Source organism: Enterovibrio litoreus (assembly GCF_045679545.1).
In the GTDB taxonomy this organism is placed as follows: domain Bacteria; phylum Pseudomonadota; class Gammaproteobacteria; order Enterobacterales; family Vibrionaceae; genus Enterovibrio.
The window spans coordinates 1,014,103-1,036,750 of sequence record NZ_CP166194.1 but is presented as its reverse complement, the minus strand read 5'-3'; the positions used below and the strand labels follow the sequence as shown (position 1 = coordinate 1,036,750).

The following is a 22,648-nucleotide window of genomic DNA, read 5'->3' as shown; positions in this document are numbered from 1 at the left end:
AAAAGGGAAAAATATCGAAAAAACAAGCAATTCAACCACGCAAATTGATCAGTTGCTACTAGTCTTAATAGGGTGAGGATATGAAAGCAACTGCGCCGATATCCTTTCTTATTGTTAACTGCAAGATTTAGGGGGCAGGACCATGAGTATTTTCGACCACTATCGTCAGCGCTACGAAGAATCTAAAGACGAAGAGCTGAGCCTTCAGGAGTTTCTGGACCTTTGCCGGGAAGATCGCAGTGTTTATTCGAACGCAGCAGAAAGATTGTTAATGGCTATTGGTGAGCCAGAAATGATCGATACCGCTCACGATCCTCGTTTGAGCCGGCTTTTCTCTAACCGCGTTATCTCGCGATACAAGACCTTTGAAGATTTCTACGGGATGGAAGAAGCGATAGAACAAATCGTCTCCTATCTCAAACACGCAGCCCAAGGACTAGAAGAACGCAAACAGATTCTTTATCTGCTTGGCCCTGTTGGTGGTGGTAAATCATCACTGGCAGAAAAACTAAAAAGCCTGATGCAGAAAGTGCCTATTTACATCTTAACCGCTAACGGCGAGCGCAGCCCGGTTAACGACCACCCTTTCTGTTTGTTCGACGTTGTCGAAGATGGTGCCTTGCTTGAAAGTGAATATGGCATATCACAACGTTGCTTACGCTCCATCATGTCACCATGGGCGGCAAAACGCCTGCACGAATTCGGCGGTGACATTAGCAAGTTTAGAGTGGTAAAAGTACGCCCTTCTATTCTTGATCAAGTCGGCGTTGCTAAAACCGAGCCTGGCGATGAGAACAACCAAGATATATCGTCGCTGGTCGGCAAAGTCGATATTCGCCAACTCGAGCATTTCTCTCAAGATGACCCCGATGCGTACAGCTATTCCGGCGCATTGTGTAAGGCCAACCAAGGCCTGATGGAATTTGTAGAAATGTTCAAAGCACCAATCAAAGTGCTTCACCCGCTCCTCACTGCGACGCAGGAAGGTAACTACAACGGGACCGAAGGCCTCTCTGCATTGCCATTTGACGGCATGATCCTCGCTCACTCCAACGAATCTGAGTGGCAGACATTCCGTAACAACAAAAACAACGAAGCCTTCCTAGACCGTGTATACATTGTGAAAGTGCCATACTGCTTACGCGTGTCGGAAGAGATGAAAATCTACGACAAGCTACTGCAAAACAGTGAATTATCTGCGGCACCTTGCTCACCGAGCACGCTAGATATTCTGGCAAGATTCAGTGTTCTATCTCGCTTAAAAGAGCCTGAAAACTCAAGCATTTTCTCGAAAATGCGTGTGTACGACGGCGAAACCTTGAAAGATACGGACCCCAAAGCCAAGTCTTATCAAGAGTACCGAGACTACGCGGGCGTCGACGAAGGCATGAACGGACTTTCAACGCGTTTTGCGTTTAAAATCCTCTCTCGTGTATTCAACTTCGACCACTCAGAAGTCGCTGCCAACCCTGTTCATTTGTTCTATGTTCTTGAGCAACAAATTGAACGTGAGCAGTTCCCACAAGACATTGCAGAGAAATACCTCGAGCATCTGAAAGGGTACCTGATCCCTAAATATGTCGAATTCATCGGCAAAGAGATCCAGACCGCCTATCTCGAATCGTATTCAGAATACGGCCAGAACATTTTTGACCGTTACGTCACCTATGCTGACTTCTGGATTCAAGATCAGGAATATCGCGACCCAGATACGGGCCAACTGTTTGATCGCTCTGCGTTGAACAGCGAATTAGAAAAAATTGAAAAACCTGCGGGCATCAGTAATCCAAAAGATTTCCGAAATGAAATCGTTAACTTCGTGCTTCGTGCTCGTGCGAATAACGAAGGCAAAAACCCAGGCTGGACCAGCTACGAGAAGCTCCGCACTGTTATTGAGAAGAAAATGTTCTCAAACACCGAAGAGCTATTGCCGGTGATTTCCTTCAACGCGAAAACCTCAAACGAAGAGCAGAAGAAACACGACGACTTTGTGGCTCGGATGATGGAAAAAGGTTACACCCGTAAGCAAGTACGACTCTTGTCTGAATGGTACCTGCGCGTGCGTAAGTCTTCGTAATCAGGCTGTTAATGAAGTAACGAAATACGGGGGGCTTATGGGGCATTTCATAGATCGAAGGCTCAACGGAAAGAACAAGAGTACAGTGAATCGCCAGCGTTTTTTAAGGCGTCACAAGCGACAAATTAAAGAGTCGATTGCTGATGCCGTTAATCAACGCTCAATCACTGATGTGGACAGTGGTGAAAGCATCACTATCCCTTCTCGTGACATCCGAGAGCCAACATTCCGACAAGGCAAAGGAGGACAGCGTGATGCTGTCCACCCTGGCAACGACCAGTTTATTCCTGGCGACCGCATTGAACGCCCACCCGGTGGTGGTGCAGGAGGTGGCGCTGGGGAAGGACAAGCAAGCGCTGACGGTGAAGGTCAGGACGATTTTGTATTCCAAATTTCCAAAGATGAATACCTTGATTTGTTGTTTGAAGATCTCGAACTGCCGAATCTGAAAAAGAATCAGATGACGCAACTAGTCGAATACAAATCACACCGTTCTGGCTTTAAATCCAGTGGCGTTCCGGCAAACATTGCGATTGTACGTTCGTTGCAGAACTCGCTTGCAAGGCGCACAGCAATGAGCGCAGGCAAACGCAGAGCGCTGCGTGAACTTGAAGCGGCACTTGAAGCGCTGCAACACACAGAGCCAGCTCAACCATTGGAAGAGAAGCGCATTCAAGAAGAGATCGACGCACTCAAAGGGAAAATCGCGGCGGTTCCGTTCATTGATACGTTTGACCTTAGATTTAAAAACTACGAGAAGCGACCACAGCCTAGCAGTCAGGCCGTTATGTTCTGTTTAATGGATGTGTCCGGTTCAATGGATCAAGCAACCAAAGATATCGCCAAACGATTCTACATCTTGCTTTATCTCTTCCTAACACGCACTTACAAAAACGTCGAAGTGGTGTTTATTCGCCACCACACACAAGCCAAAGAAGTGGATGAACATGAGTTTTTCTACTCTCAAGAAACAGGGGGCACCATTGTTTCAAGCGCCCTTCGCCTGATGAACGACATTGTGAAAGAGCGTTATCCCTCCAACGAATGGAATGTGTATGCTGCACAAGCCTCCGATGGCGATAACTGGGCTGATGACTCACCGGGTTGTCGCGAACTATTGCAAACGCAACTGCTTCCTGTGACGCGATATTATGCCTACATCGAAATCACGCGTCGTGCTCACCAAACCTTGTGGCGTGAGTATGAAACACTGGATGAAAAATACGAAAACTTTGCTATGCAAAACATTCGCACCGCTGACGACATATTCCCCGTCTTCCGGGAGCTATTTAAGAAACAGGTAAGCTAACGCTTACCTCTCTTCTCTTTCAGTTTGAGATCCAAGGAGGACTTCCATGGCAGTCGCAGCTAAAAACAAAAAGAAGACGCTCAGCGATGGTCCAGACTGGACATTTGATCTGCTGGACCAATACCACACCGAAATAAAACGGGTGGCTGAACATTACAAGTTAGACACCTACGCGAACCAGATAGAAATTATCACCGCGGAACAAATGATGGATGCCTACTCGAGCGTGGGCATGCCAATTAACTACAGTCATTGGTCATTCGGTAAAAAGTTTATCGAAACAGAGCGCGGTTATAAGCATGGCCATATGGGTCTGGCTTACGAAATCGTGATCAATTCCGACCCTTGTATTGCGTACTTGATGGAAGAAAACACCATCACCATGCAAGCCTTGGTCATGGCACATGCCTGCTATGGTCATAACTCCTTCTTCAAAGGGAATTACCTGTTCCAGACGTGGACCGACGCAGGTTCAATTATTGATTACTTGTTGTTTGCTAAAAAATACATCAGCGATTGTGAAGAGAAGTACGGTGTCGATGACGTTGAGAAACTGCTCGACTCCTGCCACGCGTTAATGAACTACGGCGTTGATCGCTATAAGCGCCCACAAAAGATCTCGATGGCTGAAGAAAAAGCGCGCCAAAAAGCGCGTGAAGATTACTTGCAAACTCAAGTCAATGAGCTTTGGCGCACCATTCCTACTAGTGCAAAGGTCCATGAGAAATCCATTGAGCGCTTTCCGTCTGAGCCACAAGAAAACATTCTTTATTTCTTCGAGAAGCACTCCCCCCTGCTCGAGCCTTGGCAACGTGAAATTGTGCGTATCGTGCGTAAAGTCAGCCAGTATTTCTATCCACAAAAGCAAACGCAGGTGATGAATGAAGGTTGGGCGACGTATTGGCACTATACCATCTTGAATCATCTCTACGATGAAGGCTTAGTCTCAGACCGCTTTATCATGGAGTTTCTGCACAGCCACACCAACGTGGTGGCGCAGCCACCCTACAACAGCAAATACTATAGCGGTATCAACCCCTATGCGCTTGGGTTTGCTATGTTCAAAGACATTCGCCGCATCTGCGAAGAGCCCACCGAGGAAGATAAACACTGGTTCCCCGAAATTGCAGGCTCAGAGTGGCTAGAAACCATGCATTTCGCCATGCATAACTTTAAAGACGAGAGTTTCATCAGCCAGTTCTTGTCACCAAAAGTGATGCGCGACATGAAGTTTTTTGCCATCAACGATGATGACAGACAGAATTTCATCGAGGTGACCGGCATTCACAACGAGGAAGGCTACCGTCAACTCCGAGAAAAGCTTTCAGCGCAATACAATCTGAGCAACCATGAACCAAACATTCAGGTGTGGGATGTAGACTTGCGTGGAAATCGCGCGTTAACGCTTCGCTACGTGCCTCACAATCGTATCCCTCTCGGTGATTCACATGAAGAGGTACTCAAGCATGTGCACCGTCTGTGGGGCTTTGAAGTGGTACTAGAGGAAGAATTGCCGGACGGAAAAAGTAAAATCATCTCTACCTGTCCGAAAAGACCACAGTTTGACCCTGACTTTATTCCGGGTAGCTAGAGACTAGAGACGCTAACTACTTCAATGCCATTCACAAAACAAAAAACCGCCGGTTGGCGGTTTTTTTGATTCTGCAGCTCGAATCTCGCATTCTCGAAGCTCGACGCTGAACTCAGCACATTACGCTTCTTCTTGTTCCATCAGTTTCGCAATGGTATCGCGGTTAACAAACCACATCGCACCACTTTCGCGGCCATATTGCTTAACGCGATCAGCCACATCGCCATGACGACCTTCAACGGTGATGCTTAATAAATCACGGTAGAACTTAAGCGCCAGTTCACAAGCACGCTTGTCCATGAAGTAGTAACCACCAACACGCGAGTAAATCTTACGCATGCCATTCATGGTCAGTACATACACTTTGTTGCCTGAAAGCTGTGCCATGCCTTGGAACAACATGTAGTCAAAATAGTTAAATGCGCGCCCACGACATACCGCCTCACACACCTCGGTGTCGACTTTGCCGAAAGAATCGAAGATTTTTTTCACATCTTGTTGAATGGCGGCTTTTTCTTCCACTGTTTCAATGAAGCTAGCAAAGCTTTCGCTCGCCAACAGCTCTTCGCAGCGGCTGATCACTTTTTCGACCAATGCTGTACACGCTTGCGAATCACCTTTGACAGCGTAGCGCATGTAGACGCCGCCAATATCCGTTCGCGCTGCGAGAAGATTTTCTAGCACGCCATGTACATCTTCGCCTTCAAGTGTCACCAAGGTATCTAAGATACTTAAACCAGATGTGTTCATGTAGTCATTCACTCGCGTCGGTTTACCATGTTGAATGGTCAACCAACCGTCACGAGCCAAACGTTGAAGCACTTCGCGAAGCGTGGTCCGGGTAACACCAATCAGTTCTGACAGCTCGCGCTCAGCAGGAAGGATTGAGCCTTGCGGAAAATGATTATTCCAAATGCTCTCGATAATATATTTCTCAGCAAACGTTGCCGGGCTGTCCGCCTTAATAACCATTTATTGTTGTTTCCAAGTTGCTTCTTATCTTGATTAATAACTCATCATACCACTGATGGTCACAACCTAGAAACCTATCAGTGGTCTCGTTTACGCGCTTTTGACAGTCAATTGCAGCTATACATCACAGATACCCAAATTCCTTTAGGTCTTTCACTCCATGCGTCTAAACGTCTTGATATCAAATCATTTGCAGCGAGCAGCGTGCAAAGACTATTACCGCGTTTTCTTTCATTTGCTGAACAAATTGATATCCATAACAAAACAAATATGTCTCTGTTTCGGCTAAACACCTGATTAAATGCATGCTTATCGCCAAGCTACTGACTAATCTTGATCCGCATCACTGTATACAACCAGACTCACGCATAAAATAAGCGCGCCAAAATGTTACCAAACATTTCAAGTCAACCGGGGTCGCGTCGCGTTTTTTCGTAACATACTCCAGTAATTTAATTAACATGCAAAGGATTGTTGACTGTTTGGAAAGTCGCTGTATCGTGTGCTCCGAGTTTGCCTATGCGATGAGTTTCAATGGTGTTTTTAGCCAAGTTAATGGCTTTCTGTTTTCTTACTAACTGTCGTGCACTTAAAACGACGAAAACACCTGAACCATCACAAACAGCAACAGCTTGTTTACACCTTCATTTCAAGCCCCCAAGAATATTTGCTTTTTCTATAAGAACAGAGACAAAGACATGGCCATTACGCTCAGGAAAGCTTTTATCAAGAATTTTCTCGGTAAAGCACCCGACTGGTACAAAGCGGCGATTATCGCGTTTTTGATTATCAACCCTATCGTTTTCGCAATCGACCCGTTTATTGCTGGTTGGCTGCTCGTTGTAGAATTTATTTTCACGTTGGCGATGGCACTGAAATGCTACCCACTCCAACCTGGTGGCTTGCTGGCGATTGAAGCCGTAGCCATTGGGATGACGAGCGCCGAAACGGTGAAACATGAACTGGTAGCCAACTTTGAAGTGCTGCTTCTGCTGATTTTCATGGTTGCAGGCATCTATTTCATGAAACAGCTACTGCTGTTTATGTTTACCAAAATATTGCTTGGTATTCGGTCGAAGTCTTTGCTCTCTCTCGCTTTTTGCGCCGCTGCAGCACTACTTTCTGCGTTCTTAGATGCCTTGACGGTTATCGCCGTTATTATCAGTGTCGCGGTTGGCTTTTACTCTATCTATCACCGCGTCGCCTCGGGTGGATCACCCGATAACGACCACACTTCCGATGATCACCTTCGCGATGATTTGAGTCGTGATGACCTTGAAAGATACCGCGCGTTTCTTCGCAGCCTGTTGATGCACGCAGGTGTAGGTACTGCACTCGGCGGGGTAATGACCATGGTCGGCGAGCCGCAAAACCTGATCATTGCTGAAAAAGCGGGCTGGCAGTTTGGTGAATTCATCATCCGTATGTTACCCGTCACGCTGCCTGTGCTTGTGTGTGGTCTTGCTACATGTTTTCTTGTCGAGAAGTTCCGCTTATTTGACTACGGCACAAAGCTGCCAGAAAACGTGCGCAACATTCTGATGGAGTTCGATGCGGCCGAGCGCGCAAAACGCACCAACATCGACGTTGCAAAGCTTGTTGCCCAAGCACTGATTGCTGTCTTCTTGGTGATTGCTCTTGCCATGCACCTTGCAGCCGTTGGCCTTATTGGATTGACCGTGATTATTTTGGCAACCTCTTTGACCGGCGTCATTGACGAGCACCACATCGGTAAAGCCTTTGAAGAAGCACTACCGTTTACCGCACTACTTGCTGTTTTCTTTGCCGTGGTTGCGGTTATCGTTGACCAGCATCTATTTACCCCAGTTATCACGGCTGTACTGCAATTGGAAGGTGGCGCACAGCTAACCATGTTCTATGTTGCGAACGGTTTGCTTTCTATGGTGTCAGATAATGTGTTCGTAGGAACCGTTTACATAAACGAAGTGAAAGCTGCGCTAATGGACGGCATGATTTCTCGCGAACAGTTTGAGCTGTTGGCTGTGGCTATCAACACAGGGACTAACCTACCTTCAGTAGCAACACCAAATGGTCAAGCGGCTTTCTTGTTCTTATTAACATCAACACTGGCTCCTTTGCTTCGTTTGTCATACGGTAAGATGGTGTACATGGCGTTGCCGTACACCATAGTGATGGGATTGGTTGGCCTTGCGGGTATCGAACTGTTACTGATTCCAATGACTGAGTGGTTCCACTCTGTAGGTTGGATCACTGTGGGTGCAGTTGATGCTGTTGGTGCTGTCAGTACTGGCCATTAAAGATTGATTTTCTTTCCAATAAGCTTTTGAATATCGAAGTCCCACAATTAGGTGGGGCTTTTTGTTTTAAAACGGATTTGTAACCTATGTTGTCCTTCTTCAATGAAATATCTCGCGGACGCGGAGCATGGTTTTTGCTGATGTTATCTGCGCTGGCATTTGAAGCCTGTGCCCTCTACTTTCAGCACATCATGAATCTAGCGCCCTGTGTCATGTGTATTTATGAACGCGTCGCCATGATGGGTATTGTTGGAGCCGGCCTCATTGGCATGATTGCGCCACAAAATGGCCTGTTTCGCTGGATAGCACTCACCACTTGGGGCGTGTCCGCTGGATGGGGTCTAAAACTGTCGATTGAACATGTCGGCTATCAGTTCCCCGATCCGAACGACCTGTTTGGTGCAACCTGCGACATCTTTGTTTCCTTCCCTTCATGGGCGCCGCTAAATCAGTGGGTCCCGTGGATGTTTGAAGCTAGCGGTGACTGCAGCAAGATAGTATGGGAATTCTTAACCTTGACCATGCCTCAATGGTTAGTCGTTATCTTTGGCGCAATATTGATTGTGTTTGCCGTAGTCATTCTTGCTCAATTCTTCGGTAAGCGCCGCGAACGTCGTCTGTTCTAAGCAATTCGATGACAAATACCAAACGAAAAATCCCAGCTTCTGCTGGGATTTTTGTTGTCTATGCTAACCAAACGCCAAGCAAACTAAACAGGTTACTGTTGTTGCTGTTCTTGTTGCTGTTCTTGCTGTTGTTGCTGCTTTTGATAAGTCTCTTGAAGATACTTCACCAGCGGCTGATCGGCACCACTGAACGTATACTGACTCAACGCATTGAACGACACCCATGCCATTGCTTGATGACAGTGCAGCGTAATATCGCCAACGAATGATTCGCAAAGATAGCTACGAAGTAAAATTGATTTATTGGGGTAATGATATAGGGTTTCCAGCAGAAATCCGCCTACTGCAACCTCGACATCCAATTCCTCATTCAACTCTCTAGCCAGCGCTTCTTGATCTGTTTCACCCGCTTCAACTTTGCCGCCAGGAAACTCCCAAAGCCCTAACTCATCACCTTGATCATGCCGTTGAGTGATCAATACACGGTCGCCGTTTTTTATCACTCCCGCAACAACCAGGATAGGTGGCGTCTCTGTCATCACTTGTTACCGCAACACTTCTTGAATTTTTTACCGCTACCACACGGGCAAGGGTCGTTGCGTCCAACAGACTTATACGGGTTAACGGCACGTGCTCCTGAGCCTTGCTGAACGTCGTCAGCAGCAAGCGCGACTTCGTTAATCATCAGTGGCAGTTGCTGGTAATATTTTTCTGGCGATGGCAGCGAAGCAAGACCCGCCTCTTCCATTTGCGCCAGCGTTCCTTCTTCATCGTGCAGGAACAACATGGTTGTCATCAATGCTGACAACATACGACGACTGCCGTCTGACACCTTAACTTCGCGCCATGCAGGTTCAATGTGAGGCCATACTGCTAGAAAGCCTTCAGCAAATGCTTGATGCTCATCATTTCGTGCATCGTCTAAAGACAGTGACTCTGGCAACGCATATTCATGCTTCATCAACGCTACATACTGTTGCTCAAAACGCAGCATGATGCTTCGTTTTTGCTCGACGGTAAGAGACTCGACATTATCTTCATCGACACCGCCTGTTTGCAAGATAGGCAGCCATACAACAGGATCTAGCGGAGCAGGCGACAGGTTTGCTGCAAGCAGCGCCCCTTCAATAAACGTGGCAGGCATACCATCCCAGCCATCATGCAGTTCAACCATTGTTGTCATTGCGGTTCTCGAAAATTGAAAGTGGGAATAATACCCGATATGGCGATTGCTATCACGCCATGGATGAATGAGCGGTATTGCCTATCAACGCGCAGCAACTAGGTTTTGTCTAGTCACTAGGTTTTCCAAGAGCAATACCAACCAGAATAAGTATTCAGCCAATCTTGCAGTACAAGCATCTTGGGGGTTGTTTAGGTATACCCATGGGTCATCACCCGAAAAACTGCGTCAATCGCATCAAATTGCACCCAACGTATTGAATTATTCGATACAAACCGTGGTAGCCTTAGCGGCGACTGAATACGGAAGGATATACTTTTGCCATCGTCTCGAAGTGTCATTCTGGCTGGAGCCACAGGCTTAGTCGGTGACGAACTACTCCATCAACTACTTGGTGACCCAAACGTCACACATATTCATGTGGTGACGCGCAGACCCATCGCTCAAGTGTCGGAAAAAATCATCGTTCACCAAAGCCCAGATTTGTCCGTTACGCATTGGCAACCGCAGTGGCCTGTTCCGCTTCAAGGTTACATTGCTTTGGGCACTACCAAGCAGCAAGCTGGCTCAAAAGAAGCATTGGAAGCGGTTGATTATCAGCTAGTTGTGAAAGTAGCGCGAATGATGGCAGTGATGGGCGTTAAACATCTCGCCGTTGTATCTAGTCTGTTTAGCCACCCCTGGTCTCCCTCGCACTACCTGAGATGCAAAGGCAAGATGGAGCGTACCGTGTCTGAAATGGGGTTTGAACGTTTCTTGGTGGCGCGTCCAGGCCCATTGCTTGGTGAGCGAGAATCACCAAGAAAAGATGAACAAATGCTTCAACGCATTGTGCCGCTGTTTTCCCCTTTCCTTGCCGGCCCTTTGGCGAATTTAGAGCCTGTAGAAGCCGTTCGAGTCGCTCGTGCCATGATCACTGTATTGTCAGAAGAAGACTGGCCCGGTCGAATAGATCGACGCATTCTTCCAAGTCGTGTTCTTAATCAATATTGACTCGAACACCAAAGTAGCTCGTATACAAAAGCAAAAAGGCAGACGTCTTGTCTGCCTTTTTCATTTCGCGATATTGGATCACTGACGATCCGCAATGACCAATCAGGCCAACACAACCTCTTCACCATGGCGCGCAATCTGTTTTTCAACATCATGCAGTGCTTTAGTGATGATATTGAGGATTTGCTGTTTGTCTTTTAGCTGACGAATTTCAGTAAAGAGCGCATTGGATTGCGGGTATTGAACTTGCAAGTAGCGAAACCATTGCTTCACACGGTTAGGGTAGTACAAGCCTTTGTCGCCACGAATTTCAAATTCAGAGTACCGCACCAACAACGCTAACACGGCATGCCATGACATCATGGTTTCACCATGTTTGATATGCGCGCCTAAATTTGGCACGTTCAACGCACCACGGCACACCATCAGGGTATCGCAGCCCGTTACGGCCTGACAGCGCAACGCGTCTTCCTGATTCCAAATATCACCGTTGGCAGTCACAGGAATGCGCAAACGCTTGGTGATGTCACCAATCAAATCCCAGCGTACTGTGCCCGGCTTATAGGCATCGGCTTTACTGCGGCCATGCACCACGATTTCATCCGCGCCTGCCAATTGCACCGCATCAACGATCTCACGGTAAGATGAGCAATCATCAAACCCCAAACGTACCTTGGCGCTGACAACGTTGCCCGCAGGAACGGCATTACGAACGGCTTTCACCACTTGAAACAGTAACTCAGGCTCTTTAAGCAACGCAGCCCCGCCTTTACTACCATTCACGGTTTTGGATGGGCAACCAAAGTTAATGTCCACGCCTGCCGAACCCAGTTCAACCACTTGCGCAGCATTCTCCGCCATGTATTGCGGAGATTGACCCAGCAATTGCACACGAACGGGTGTCCCTGATAATGTTTTACCGCCCGCTTCAAGCTCCGGACACATACGGTGATAGACACGCGGCGGAAGCAAAGCATCAACAATACGGACAAACTCGGTCACGCACATGTCGTAACCGTTAATTTCGGTGAGCATTTGACGCATCAAAGCATCAAGCACGCCTTCCATTGGACCAAGAACAAGCTTCACGCTTACTTGCCTCGTCTCGGGTGGTTCAGAATGTGGTCTTCCCAGTCAATCACGTCGATTTCGTAAACCACTTTCTCACGTACAGACTCATCGGCGGCATGCATAGCATCTTTCGAGCCCGTGATTAATGGGTGCCACGCTGGCAGTGGCTTATCTTCGGCCAACAAGCGATATGCGCAGGTATCTGGCAGCCAGTAAAACTCCTCGATTTTGTCACGTGACAATTTCAAGCAATCTTCGTCGTAGCTAAAGCGGTTTGCATAGTCTTTGCATGAGCACGTTTTGTCGTTCAGCAAGCTACACGCGATATTGGTGTAGTAAAGCTCTTCGGTGTCTTCATCAATCAACTTATGAAGACAGCACTTTCCGCAACCGTCACACAGTGATTCCCACTCCGCATCCGTCATGTCAGTCAGTGTTTTTTGTTCCCAGAAAGGTGTCGTCATGTTTATGTGTACCGTTGATATTGAGATAAAACCAAGAGGCGCCCGTTATACCACCCAGCCCAAAAAGTTCAAGGACTATCCCCGCTCTCGCGGCGTAACGAACAAAGGAAAACCAATTATCAAGCGGTTATAAGCCGCCTTTGCCTAAACATGCGTTGAATGATAATGTGCGCGCCTTATTGTCACTGAGTGTTGGGCGCATCGGATGAAAGAGCAAGAAATGAGTTGCCGTTTAGGCTGTGGGGCATGTTGTATTGCACCAAGCATTTCATCGGCCATTCCGGGCATGCCAAACGGCAAACCAGCGGGTGAACGCTGTATTCAGCTTGGTGACAATAACCTGTGCAAGATATTCGGCCAACCAGATCGCCCTGCCGTGTGCGGCCAATTCAAAGCCGACCGAGATATTTGCGGTGGCACCAATCAATTCGCGATTGATGTGCTTACCGAGTTAGAAGCGCTGACTTAACGTGAATGGCGCTCTGCCACTTCGTCTTCTGTTAGTTCACGCACGACACGCGCAGGGTTACCCACAGCCACACTGTTTGCAGGAACGTCTTTCGTGACTACGCTACCCGCGCCAATCACGCAGTTCTTACCAATCGTCACGCCCGGCAATACAATCACACTGCCACCCAGCCACACATTATCACCAATGGTGATAGGCAACCCGTACTCTTCCAGATCAAAGACCCTACGCGCCACATCAAGTGGGTGTGTCGCGGTCAGCAATTGCACGTTATTTGCCATCATCACACGGTTGCCAATGCGAACAGGTGCGACATCCAAAATCGTGCAATTGAAATTCATAAACACATTCTCACCGATGTCAGTGTGAATGCCGTAATCGCAGAAAAATGGCGGCTCGATATACACGTTTTCGGCAGCATTGGGCAAGAGATCGCGCTTGGCCGATTTCCACTCGTCGCTTTCTGGTAAGCTTTGATTAAATCGGCGCATGGCTTCTCGGCAGCGCATTTTATCTGCCACCAGCTCAGGGTCACTGGCAAGATAAAGCTCGCCACTTAGCATTTTTTGCTTTTCTGTTTTCATTTTTCTCGCTTAATTGCGCACACTTCCTGATAAGAAAGAAAACATTACCTCAATCTGGAGAACCAATGCTGAGATCCTTGTCCGTCTTCTTATTTTTGCTGCTCAGCTTATCGGGCTGTGTCTCATCACCACAGCCATCAATGATTGACGAAGGATCAGCGCATTGCGAACAGACATTGCAGCGCTTTTATCAGGAAATTGATGACACGCGCGACTACCTGTTGCCTTATCATTTAGACCCGCAATTCCCCCACCTTGCTTTTGATCGCATCAGTGCTTCTTTTGCAAACCAACTCAACACTGACGCTTCGCGAGCCGAATGGCTTAGCTATGTTTCTGAGCTTGGTCAGCAACAGCTCACCATGGCCATGGTGTTATCGCCCCATATCCAGCCAAAACAACATGCGGCATTGACACAATGTCAGCAGGCACTCACCAATGACAGCGCTGACAACGACGACTTCTGGCAAACCATTCGTGATAACCCACCAATGTTGCCCACCGCGTATCAACATTGGAAACGCGTGCTAGGTGCCTACCCCATTGCACGAATGGTGGCGGAGCCAAGAATCAAACAAGAGCAAGACCATATACGCAGCGCGTTTGGTCGCCATTTGGCACATCCATACAGCTACGGTGAACACCCACAAGCGTCATCACCGCGTTTAACGCAACAGCAACGGTCGCGCCTCGTCCAAAGTGCAGGCCAATCTTCCTCTCTGGGTTGGCCCGTGCTGAATGATAGGCAAGCGGAGCAGCTTTTGAACCACTATTCCCCTGTCGTGACGGTAGAAACCCTCACGCAAGATGACTTAGTCGGCGCACTTGGATTGGACGACGCAAACACGCCCTTCGTAAATACCCAAGTTCCCATGATCTACCGAGGCATCAGCTATACGCGATTTGATGGTGATATTTTGCCTCAACTCAATTACGTGCTTTGGTTTCCTGCAAGAACCGCAAAAGGCGCATTTGACCCTTACGCTGGCCCACTGGATGCGATTAACCTTCGTCTGACCTTAGACACGGACGGCTCGCCACTGATCTTCGATTCTATCCATCAATGTGGTTGCTTCCATATGGTGTATGCCCTCAAGCCGACACTGCAATTCAAGCAAAGCGATGATGAACGACCGATTGAGAACCACCTTCCTCAACCTAGCTCATCTTCTCGTCTTCATGTGTCATTGACCGGTGGCGAGCACATGGTCAATCAGGTGAGTTTTACCGATAACATCCCCGCCACGATTAGGCTTGAAGCTAGTCCCCTAGCCACATTAATGACGTTGAAAACAAAAACGGGAAGTATGATGAGTCCGTTCAATCGCCACGGTGTCATCACGGAAAGCGCAAGAGGAGAAGAATGGTTTTTATGGCCGTTTGGGGTTCGCTCACCCGGCGCTATGCGCCAACAAGGGCAGCATGCCATTGCCTTTGTCGGTGAACGACATTTTGATGAGGCATTTCTCTTTGATGGATTGTTGGAAAGGACAGAAGACCCGAAGCGATAAGCGATAAGCGATAAGCGATAAGCGATAAGCGATAAGCGATAAGCGATAAGCGATAAGCGATAAGCGATAAGCGATAAAAGCTCACACCCAGAAAACAAAAAAAGCGAGCCGTTTAAGCTCGCTTCTTCTCACCTATACGGTGACAGGTCAATCACACCTTAGTGCACGTGACCGTGATCGATTTCTTCAGGCGTCGCGTCACGCACTTCACGCACCACACCTTCAAAATGCAGCACCAAACCCGCTAATGGGTGGTTACCATCAATAGTCACTTGGTCACCATTGATGTCAGCGATAGTGACTTGGATGTCTCCTTGTGGGCCTTGAGCATTAAAGATCATACCGACCTCTATTTCCTCAACGCCTTGAAACACGCTTTTCTCTACAGTTTGGATCATCGCGTCGTTACGCGGGCCGTAAGCATCTTCAGGTTGCACTTCAGCGCTAAACGCATCGCCTTCCGCTTTGCCGGTCAATGCATTTTCCAGACCTGGAATAATGTTGCCCGTGCCGTGCAGATACGCTAACGGCTCTTTTCCTTCTGAAGAATCAATGATTTGGCCTGATTCGTCTTTTACCGTGTAATCAATTTTTACGACTTTGTTATCTTCAATCATCTTGCCATCCTTTGTCGGCAGCGAATGTGTGCATCTGAATTGACAGATACCGACTCCCCACAGTGGAGGGATACGTTGACTCTAACACAGGGAAAGTGACACTAGTGTTGAACGCCTAAATCCGAGAGATCGAATTGGAAAAAACGTGAACTTAGGCAAACCCATGCACGAAAGCATGCAAGATTCCCTGTATTGTCGAGACCTCGCTTTATCGCCAAAGTGCCTTTAACGGATAATCTGGGCTAAAACGGTGTGCCACTTGCGCTTGTAACAACTCAGCTGTCGCAATCGCATCAACCAAAGCATTGTGCCCTTGATAGAAGGGCAAATTGTAGCGACGCCTGCTGTCTGCCAAACGGATAGATGTCAACGGCTTACGCAGTAAACACGACCAAAACTTGTGCCTTGGTTTGCGATAAAACCACGATTCTATTTCCAGTGTATCAATCACAGGGAACAGTAACCCCTCGCCCAATCGTTGCTTGATAGCCGAATCAATAAATTCACGCTCAATGCGACGATAATGCACCACCACAATCTTGCCTTCTAATGAGGCGAGCACTTCTTCAAGAATACGGCGCAAATCCGGCGCGTCGCTGACATCCGAATGGGTAATACCATGAAACACGACCGACTCTTCATGCAACGCTTTGCGGGGCTTCACTATCCAATGTTTCGCGTCACGGCAATGAATACGTGACAAGGTAAAAGGCACTAACCCCACGCTGATAATTTCGCTTTTTGCCGGATCAAGCCCCGTCGTCTCCAGATCGAGGGCTACAAACTCCACCTCAGAAAGCGGCATGTCACCGTTGATATTGGTGGACTCGTAAAACCGCTTCAACAACGGCACGGTCGCTTTTTGTTTTAACCGCTCGATCAGCGTTGGCCAATCAGGGCCGCCATGCAAATGCGGCGCTTTCTTCGGAGGTGCAAGGTACAACATAATGCCTCCTAGTTGCTGCGATTCGGTTGATAGCGATATTTCAAAAACTTCTGCGCATTGCTCATGATTTGGAATGCATCTTTCAGGTTACGGCGTTCAAAGTCAGACAAATTATCCGGCTCTATATTGTTATCAGGCTCAATATCCGCTTCGATATCTAACGCCTGATGACGAATACGCACGGTGGAAATAAACTCCATCGCATCGCGAATATCTTCACCACGGCCTTTTGGCAGAATGCCTGCTTCAATGATGTCATCAAGGCGTTCAAAAGAATTCTGGGAACGAGAGTCTACCGCCAACGCATGCACACGGATCAAATCCGCCAGTGGCGCAGTGCCACGTCGTTTCAGGTTCATGGAATTCTTGTGGCGACCGTCTTGTTCCATCACGAAGTTCTTGAAGAAACCCAATGGCGGCGTGCGGTTCAATGCATTGCGCGCCATGCACGCCAAGAAGCGATTATTGCGGCGCGCACGACGGCCGATGAAGGCCTTGAGCGTTTCCGCCCAATTGGTTGCACCATAAACGCCGTCGAGATCGAAGAAGATACTGCTGTTCAGCAGAGATTTCGGATTGGGGTGATCAATCCAGTCTGCAAAACATGCTTCCCATTCGGTGCGCGTTTTACGCCACTCTGGATTGGTCGCCATAATGTTACCGGTACAATAGCTGTAACCACAGCGTGCAAGGCCATCACTCACAAACTTCGCCAAGTTGGCAAAATACGCATCATGTTCTTTCGGATCGTATTTGTCATCCAAGATCATGGCGTTATCTTGGTCTGTCACAATCAGTTGCTCATCACGCGCCATCGAACCTAGCGCCAAGAAACAATAAGGCACTGGTGGCGGGCCAAACTCTTCTTCACCTAGCTCCAGCAATCGCTGCTTAAAACTGCGCCCAATTACCGCCATCGCCGAACCAATCATGTGCGAGTTAGCATCTTCAGAGACCATGCGAGAGAAACACGCAGGCACACCTTTCGAAATGGCTTCTAAGTCATCAACGGTTTGCTGGCGATAAATGCTGCTGACGATCACCAAGCTGCTTTGGGACTCGTAACGAACAATGTCAGACAGCGCGATAACACCGACTGGCTTTTGGTGACGAAGAATCGGCAAATGATGCAGGTTGTTTCTCAGCATCGCCAGCATGGCTTCAAATACATAGGCATTGTGATCAAGGGTGATCAGCTGCGGGGTTAGAATCTCTGAAACCTGTGTTTCATAAGGCAAACCCAAGGCAATAACACGAGAGCGCAAATCGCGATCCGTAATAATACCCACCACGCGCGTGGTTTCCTTATCGTCTTCGTCGGTATCAGTGGTCATGACCAGCAACGAAGAAACACCTTCATCTGTCATGATTCTCGCCGCTTGTTGAATCGTCGCTTCACACTCCACCGTCACAGGGTCGCGAAGAATCAAAGAGCTGACTTTTGATGTGGTGAGATCATTGCTGTCATTGTGGCTTTCAACCGCCTGACGCAAACGCGTGGTGTCTTCCGTTTCCATGAAATCTGAAAACACTTCGAAGCGTTCGAAGAGATCGTCAAACACCGTATCAGGAATAAAATACACCAAGCTATCTTCAATGGCCTTGGCCGCATAACGAACCCTGCGGTTCATCAACAGCCCCCATTGACCGAAGATCCCACCTTCAGACAAGCGATTAAATAGCTCACCGTTTCGGCGATAAATCTCGAGCACGCCACTTCTCACCACGCATAAATCGTTGATGGGTACGCCATACTCGTAAAGCTGTGTCCCTGCACGGAAGTAGGCAATTTCAACCTGTTTGGCGACATCATCGACCACCTCTTCCGGCAGTTCATTGAACGGTGCATGTTGTTTGAGAAACGCTGCGATTTCTATTTGTTCCGCTTCCATTAATTCTCAATCTCTTGGGGCCGAATTCAGCGCCCATTTAGCCAGACGAAACGGGGCAGACTCATCGCCTGCCCCGTTGCTTACACTTGCCAGAGTGACTAACCTCGGGGCTCAGACATCAAGCCCTTTATCGTTGACACACAAGCAACCAATAAAACAATGGTGAACGGGAAGCCCGTTGATACCGCCATGGCCTGCAAGGCGACCAAGCCCCCCCCGAGCAGAAGCACAATGGCAACCAGACCTTCGAACGTACACCAGAACAAGCGCTGTGGCATAGGTGCATCCACTTTACCGCCTGCTGAAATAGTATCAATCACCAGCGAACCGGAATCCGAAGAGGTCACAAAGAACACCACCACCAGAATAATACCGATGAACGAGGTGACCTGTGCCAGTGGCAGCGCATCAAGCATAGAGAACAATTGCAGTGGCAATGCCGATTCCGTGACTGCCATGTAACCGTCGTTGACCACTTGGCTGATCGCGGTGCCACCAAATGCTGTCATCCAAAGTACACAAGCGGTAGATGGGATCAGCAACACACACACGATGAATTCACGCACCGTACGACCACGCGATACACGTGCGATGAACATACCGACAAACGGGGACCATGAAATCCACCACGCCCAATAGAATGCCGTCCAACCTTGCGAGAAGTTGGCATCTTCTCGACCAAACGGCATAGAAAGCGCGGGGAGATATTCAATATAGGACACTAGGTTACCGAAGAAACCCGTCAGAATACCGACGGTTGGCCCCATCAAAATCACGAAAGACAACAACGCGATGGCCAACATCATGTTGATTTCAGACAAGCGCTTCACGCCCGCATCAAGCCCGGCAGCAACCGACACTAACGCAAGTCCCGTGATAAATATCACCAGAAGGATTTCTGTGGTTGTTCCCAGCGGAATACCGAATAGGAAGTTCAACCCCGCCGCAGCCTGAGACGCACCAAAACCAAGGGACGTGGCCAAACCAAACAGCGTTGCAACCACGGCCAATATATCAATAATATGACCCGTCCAGCCCCAAACTCGCTCACCGAAAAGTGGGTAAAACACAGAACGCATGGTGAGTGGCAAGCCCTTGTTAAACGAGAACAGAGCAAGGCCTAAAGCCAAAATGGCATAAATCGCCCAAGGGTGAAGACCCCAGTGATAGATGGTGGCAGCCATGGCCAAATCCGCCGCGGCGCTTGCATCACCCGCAGCACCACCTAGCGGTGCCCAGTCGGTTCTCACGCCATTTTCAATCGATGTTCCACCAAATGATGAGGCATAGTGAGAAAGCGGCTCTGACACACCATAGAACATCAAGCCGATACCCATACCTGCTGCAAACAGCATGGAGAACCAACCTGGATAGGTGTAATCCGGTGTCGCTTCAGTACCACCCAGGCGAACTTTGCCCAGTGGACTCACAATCAAGAATAAGCAAACAACAACAAAAATGTCGCCCGCAGTGATAAAGAACCAGTCAAGATTTGAGGTCAACCAGCCGCGAATATCGCCAAACACTGGTGCAACGTCTTTTTGGAAAGCCAAGGTAACAAAGACAAACAACGCGATAGAGAGTCCAGAAATAAGGAATACGCGGTTGTGAATGTCCAGCCCGAGCGGGCCAATTTTAAGTGCTATGTTGTCTTGACCCACCTGATAGTCAGTATCGATGGGGTTAACGTCACCATCAGGTTTCATTAACTCTTCATGACTTTTATCGCTCACAGTAAACTCCTTTGTCCATTTTGCGAGTTATACAGTCAATGGCGTTGAATATGCAGGAAGAAGATCTAATCAGGACATCTGTCGACATCAGGCATATTAAACGCTCACTGGCAGACCGAACACTTTAACACATCCTTAGTGTTCAATGCTTCAATAGTAAGATCTGCATCGAAGCAATTGCCGCTTTCCGCTTCATTTCTAGCCATGTGTAGCAACTATCAGGCAGTTCACAGACGAATATAACCATTGAACCCTAAGCATTTGTTACATCAAGTTCGAACAATAGTTTTATCTTTTCGCCTGCTAAGCAAGTTATGCAAATGCGTCTCTAACAGTCTTAAATCAGTCAATGTGTCAGGATAAAAACCATCAATGTGTCAAGATACAAAAATCAGGTGTCGCAGGTATCCCAGAGTGCCCTTGTCAGGACACTCTGGGATAAACACAAAAAATCCGGACGTTTCCGCCCGGATTTTAGAGGTATTACGTACGTGGTTCTGACATTAGCCCTTTCACCAATGAGAAGGCGCAGAGCAACAGAACAATACAGAAAGGTAAACCGGTTGATACCACCATGGCTTGAAGCGCGGACAGGCCGCCACCCAGCAACAATGAAATCGCCACCAGACCGACAAACGAACACCAAAAAATACGCTGTGGTACTGGTGAATCGACTTTACCACCCGCAGAGATGGTATCAATAACCAATGAGCCTGAGTCAGACGAGGTGACAAAGAACACCACAACCAGAATGATACCAATCATGGAAGTAATGCCTGACAGCGGCAAGCCATCCAGCATGCTGAACAATTGCAGTGGCAGTTCGGCGTCAACCACCGCACGGTAACCATCTTGAAGTTGCTCGATCGCCGTTGTACCGAATGCAGTCATCCACATCACACACACAGACGTTGGGATCAACAATACACAGATGATGAATTCGCGCACGGTTCGACCACGAGATACACGCGCAATAAACATACCGACGAACGGAGACCAAGACATCCACCACGCCCAGTAAAACGCAGTCCAACCCTGAGAATAGTTCGCATCTTCACGACCGAATGGCATTGATAGTGCTGGTAGATTCTCGAAATAAGCACCCATGTTTGAAACCAGGTTGCTAAAGATCGACAACGTTGGGCCTACCGCAATCACGAATACCATCAGTAACGTGGCCATCAGCATGTTGAATTCAGAAAGACGTTTCACGCCCGCATCCAACCCCGCAACCACAGAACTCAACGCAAGACCGGTAATACCGATGATCAACACAATTTGCGTTGGCGTGCCGTCTGGAATGCCAAACAGGTAGTTCAAACCCGCAGCAGCCTGTGAAGCACCAAAGCCCAACGACGTTGCCAAACCAAACAACGTTGCTACCACTGCCGTGATATCAATGATGTGGCCAGGCCAGCCCCAAATACGCTCACCAAAGATGGGGTAAAACACTGAACGCATGGTCAGTGGCAAACCTTTGTTGAACGAGAACAGCGCAAGAGACAAAGCCAGCAGTGCGTAGATCGCCCATGGGTGCAGGCCCCAGTGGTAAATTGTCGCTGCCATTCCCAGATCTTTCGCCGCTTCTGCGTTACCCATTGCGCCACCTAACGGTGACCAGTCAGTACGCAAACCATTCGCGCCTTCAACAACCCCACCCATTGACGCAGCGTAGTGAGAAAGCGGCTCTGATACACCATAGAACATCAGGCCAATACCCATGCCTGCGGCAAACAGCATCGAGAACCAACCCACATAGGTGTAATCAGGTTTTGCTTCTGTACCACCAAGACGCACGCGTCCAAGCGGGCTGACAACGAGAAGAAGACACAAGATAACAAACACGTTACCTGCGCCAATGAAGAACCAATCAAGCTGAGCGGTGAGTGTATTTCTCAATTCACTAAATAGCGGGCCGACTGACTGTCGAAACAGAAGGGTGATGACAACAAACAATGCCACCATAGAACCGGAAATCACGAACACGCGGTTATGAATATCCAAACCAAACGGGCCGATATTCAATGCAATGTTATCTTGACCTATCTGATAGTCAGTATCGATAGGTGTCACAGCACCGTCTGGTGACATCAATTCATCGTGGCTTTTATCACTCACAACGACAACTCCATTTTCCATTGGCCAGTACAAAAAAGCACCAGCAACTATTTGAATTAATGGATAACTATCGTTGTTAGTCATTGATGGGTAAAACGAAAATAAATCGTCATTTCAATCGAATTACCGAATACAAATCACCAAGCTGATGATATGAATATAATTCATTCACAACGGGAATGTCGTGGGAATATATTCACAATAAAAATAAGC

19 protein-coding genes are annotated in these 22,648 nt (G+C 48.1%); 8 read left to right on the top strand and 11 right to left on the bottom strand.

All coding sequences use genetic code 11. The annotated features are described in order from the left end of the window. Positions 1-142: 142 nt before the first annotated feature. The 3 genes from AB8599_RS04560 to AB8599_RS04550 are packed head-to-tail and all read left to right on the top strand — an operon-like array spanning position 143 to position 4,977. Positions 143-2,077 (top strand): PrkA family serine protein kinase, encoded by a 1,935-nt coding sequence (locus tag AB8599_RS04560; protein WP_407332602.1) that lies wholly within the window; start codon positions 143-145, stop codon positions 2,075-2,077. Between the two features lie 37 nt (positions 2,078-2,114). Beyond that, entirely contained in the window at positions 2,115-3,386 is a 1,272-nt protein-coding gene (locus AB8599_RS04555) for a YeaH/YhbH family protein (protein ID WP_407332601.1), read from the top strand. Between the two features lie 46 nt (positions 3,387-3,432). After that, positions 3,433-4,977 carry a SpoVR family protein gene (locus AB8599_RS04550; RefSeq protein WP_407332600.1) on the top strand — a complete coding sequence of 515 codons (1,545 nt, stop codon included), beginning with the start codon at positions 3,433-3,435 and terminating at the stop codon, positions 4,975-4,977. Positions 4,978-5,097: 120 nt separating this feature from the next. Here the strand turns inward: AB8599_RS04550 and fadR are convergent, their stop codons facing one another. Next, complete coding sequence (fadR, locus tag AB8599_RS04545) at positions 5,098-5,949, bottom strand: fatty acid metabolism transcriptional regulator FadR (protein ID WP_407332599.1); 852 nt, start codon at positions 5,947-5,949, stop codon at positions 5,098-5,100. A 698-nt stretch (positions 5,950-6,647) separates the two neighbouring features. Here fadR and nhaB point away from each other — a divergent pair. Beyond that, on the top strand, positions 6,648-8,228 hold the full coding sequence (nhaB, locus tag AB8599_RS04540; RefSeq protein WP_407332598.1) for a Na(+)/H(+) antiporter NhaB: 1,581 nt from the start codon (positions 6,648-6,650) through the stop codon (positions 8,226-8,228). Between the two features lie 86 nt (positions 8,229-8,314). Next, complete coding sequence (gene dsbB, locus AB8599_RS04535) at positions 8,315-8,854, top strand: disulfide bond formation protein DsbB (RefSeq protein ID WP_407332597.1); 540 nt, start codon at positions 8,315-8,317, stop codon at positions 8,852-8,854. Positions 8,855-8,946: 92 nt separating this feature from the next. Here dsbB and AB8599_RS04530 read toward each other — a convergent pair whose 3' ends face one another. Beyond that, positions 8,947-9,393, bottom strand: coding sequence for a (deoxy)nucleoside triphosphate pyrophosphohydrolase (locus tag AB8599_RS04530; protein ID WP_407332596.1), 447 nt, complete (start codon positions 9,391-9,393; stop codon positions 8,947-8,949). Then, on the bottom strand, positions 9,393-10,037 hold the full coding sequence (locus tag AB8599_RS04525) for a YecA family protein (RefSeq protein ID WP_407332595.1): 645 nt from the start codon (positions 10,035-10,037) through the stop codon (positions 9,393-9,395). The genes AB8599_RS04530 and AB8599_RS04525 overlap by 1 nt, the downstream gene beginning before the upstream one ends. 318 nt (positions 10,038-10,355) lie before the next feature. Between AB8599_RS04525 and AB8599_RS04520 the strand changes: the two genes are divergently transcribed. Beyond that, positions 10,356-11,030, top strand: a complete 675-nt coding sequence (locus tag AB8599_RS04520; RefSeq protein WP_407332594.1) for an oxidoreductase — start codon at positions 10,356-10,358, stop codon at positions 11,028-11,030. A 102-nt stretch (positions 11,031-11,132) separates the two neighbouring features. Here the strand turns inward: AB8599_RS04520 and dusC are convergent, their stop codons facing one another. Together dusC and AB8599_RS04510 are read right to left on the bottom strand one after the other, a co-directional pair. Next, positions 11,133-12,119, bottom strand: coding sequence for a tRNA dihydrouridine(16) synthase DusC (gene dusC / locus AB8599_RS04515; protein ID WP_407332593.1), 987 nt, complete (start codon positions 12,117-12,119; stop codon positions 11,133-11,135). Positions 12,120-12,121: 2 nt separating this feature from the next. After that, positions 12,122-12,565: a YcgN family cysteine cluster protein gene (locus AB8599_RS04510; protein ID WP_407332592.1), complete on the bottom strand. Its 444-nt coding sequence runs from the start codon at positions 12,563-12,565 to the stop codon at positions 12,122-12,124. A gap of 205 nt (positions 12,566-12,770) precedes the next feature. Between AB8599_RS04510 and AB8599_RS04505 the strand changes: the two genes are divergently transcribed. Beyond that, the gene (locus AB8599_RS04505; RefSeq protein WP_407332591.1) at positions 12,771-13,034 is read left to right on the top strand and encodes a YkgJ family cysteine cluster protein; all 264 of its coding nucleotides are present in this window, start codon (positions 12,771-12,773) and stop codon (positions 13,032-13,034) included. Here AB8599_RS04505 and AB8599_RS04500 read toward each other — a convergent pair. Next, positions 13,031-13,618, bottom strand: a complete 588-nt coding sequence (locus AB8599_RS04500) for a sugar O-acetyltransferase (protein WP_407332590.1) — start codon at positions 13,616-13,618, stop codon at positions 13,031-13,033. The genes AB8599_RS04505 and AB8599_RS04500 overlap by 4 nt on opposite strands. 65 nt (positions 13,619-13,683) lie before the next feature. Here AB8599_RS04500 and AB8599_RS04495 point away from each other — a divergent pair, with 65 nt between their 5' ends. Then, positions 13,684-15,129, top strand: a complete 1,446-nt coding sequence (locus AB8599_RS04495; protein ID WP_407332589.1) for a hypothetical protein — start codon at positions 13,684-13,686, stop codon at positions 15,127-15,129. Between the two features lie 158 nt (positions 15,130-15,287). Here the strand turns inward: AB8599_RS04495 and AB8599_RS04490 are convergent, their stop codons facing one another. The 5 genes from AB8599_RS04490 to AB8599_RS04470 form a co-directional block, all read right to left on the bottom strand. Beyond that, on the bottom strand, positions 15,288-15,746 hold the full coding sequence (locus AB8599_RS04490; RefSeq protein WP_407332588.1) for a peptidylprolyl isomerase: 459 nt from the start codon (positions 15,744-15,746) through the stop codon (positions 15,288-15,290). Positions 15,747-15,954: 208 nt separating this feature from the next. Beyond that, positions 15,955-16,692: a 3'-5' exonuclease gene (locus AB8599_RS04485; protein WP_407332587.1), complete on the bottom strand. Its 738-nt coding sequence runs from the start codon at positions 16,690-16,692 to the stop codon at positions 15,955-15,957. Between the two features lie 8 nt (positions 16,693-16,700). Beyond that, on the bottom strand, positions 16,701-18,584 hold the full coding sequence (locus tag AB8599_RS04480; protein ID WP_407332586.1) for a DUF294 nucleotidyltransferase-like domain-containing protein: 1,884 nt from the start codon (positions 18,582-18,584) through the stop codon (positions 16,701-16,703). A gap of 98 nt (positions 18,585-18,682) precedes the next feature. Continuing rightward, on the bottom strand, positions 18,683-20,290 hold the full coding sequence (locus tag AB8599_RS04475; protein ID WP_407333174.1) for a BCCT family transporter: 1,608 nt from the start codon (positions 20,288-20,290) through the stop codon (positions 18,683-18,685). A 510-nt stretch (positions 20,291-20,800) separates the two neighbouring features. Continuing rightward, on the bottom strand, positions 20,801-22,435 hold the full coding sequence (locus AB8599_RS04470) for a BCCT family transporter (RefSeq protein ID WP_407332585.1): 1,635 nt from the start codon (positions 22,433-22,435) through the stop codon (positions 20,801-20,803). Between the last annotated feature and the right edge of the window lie 213 nt (positions 22,436-22,648).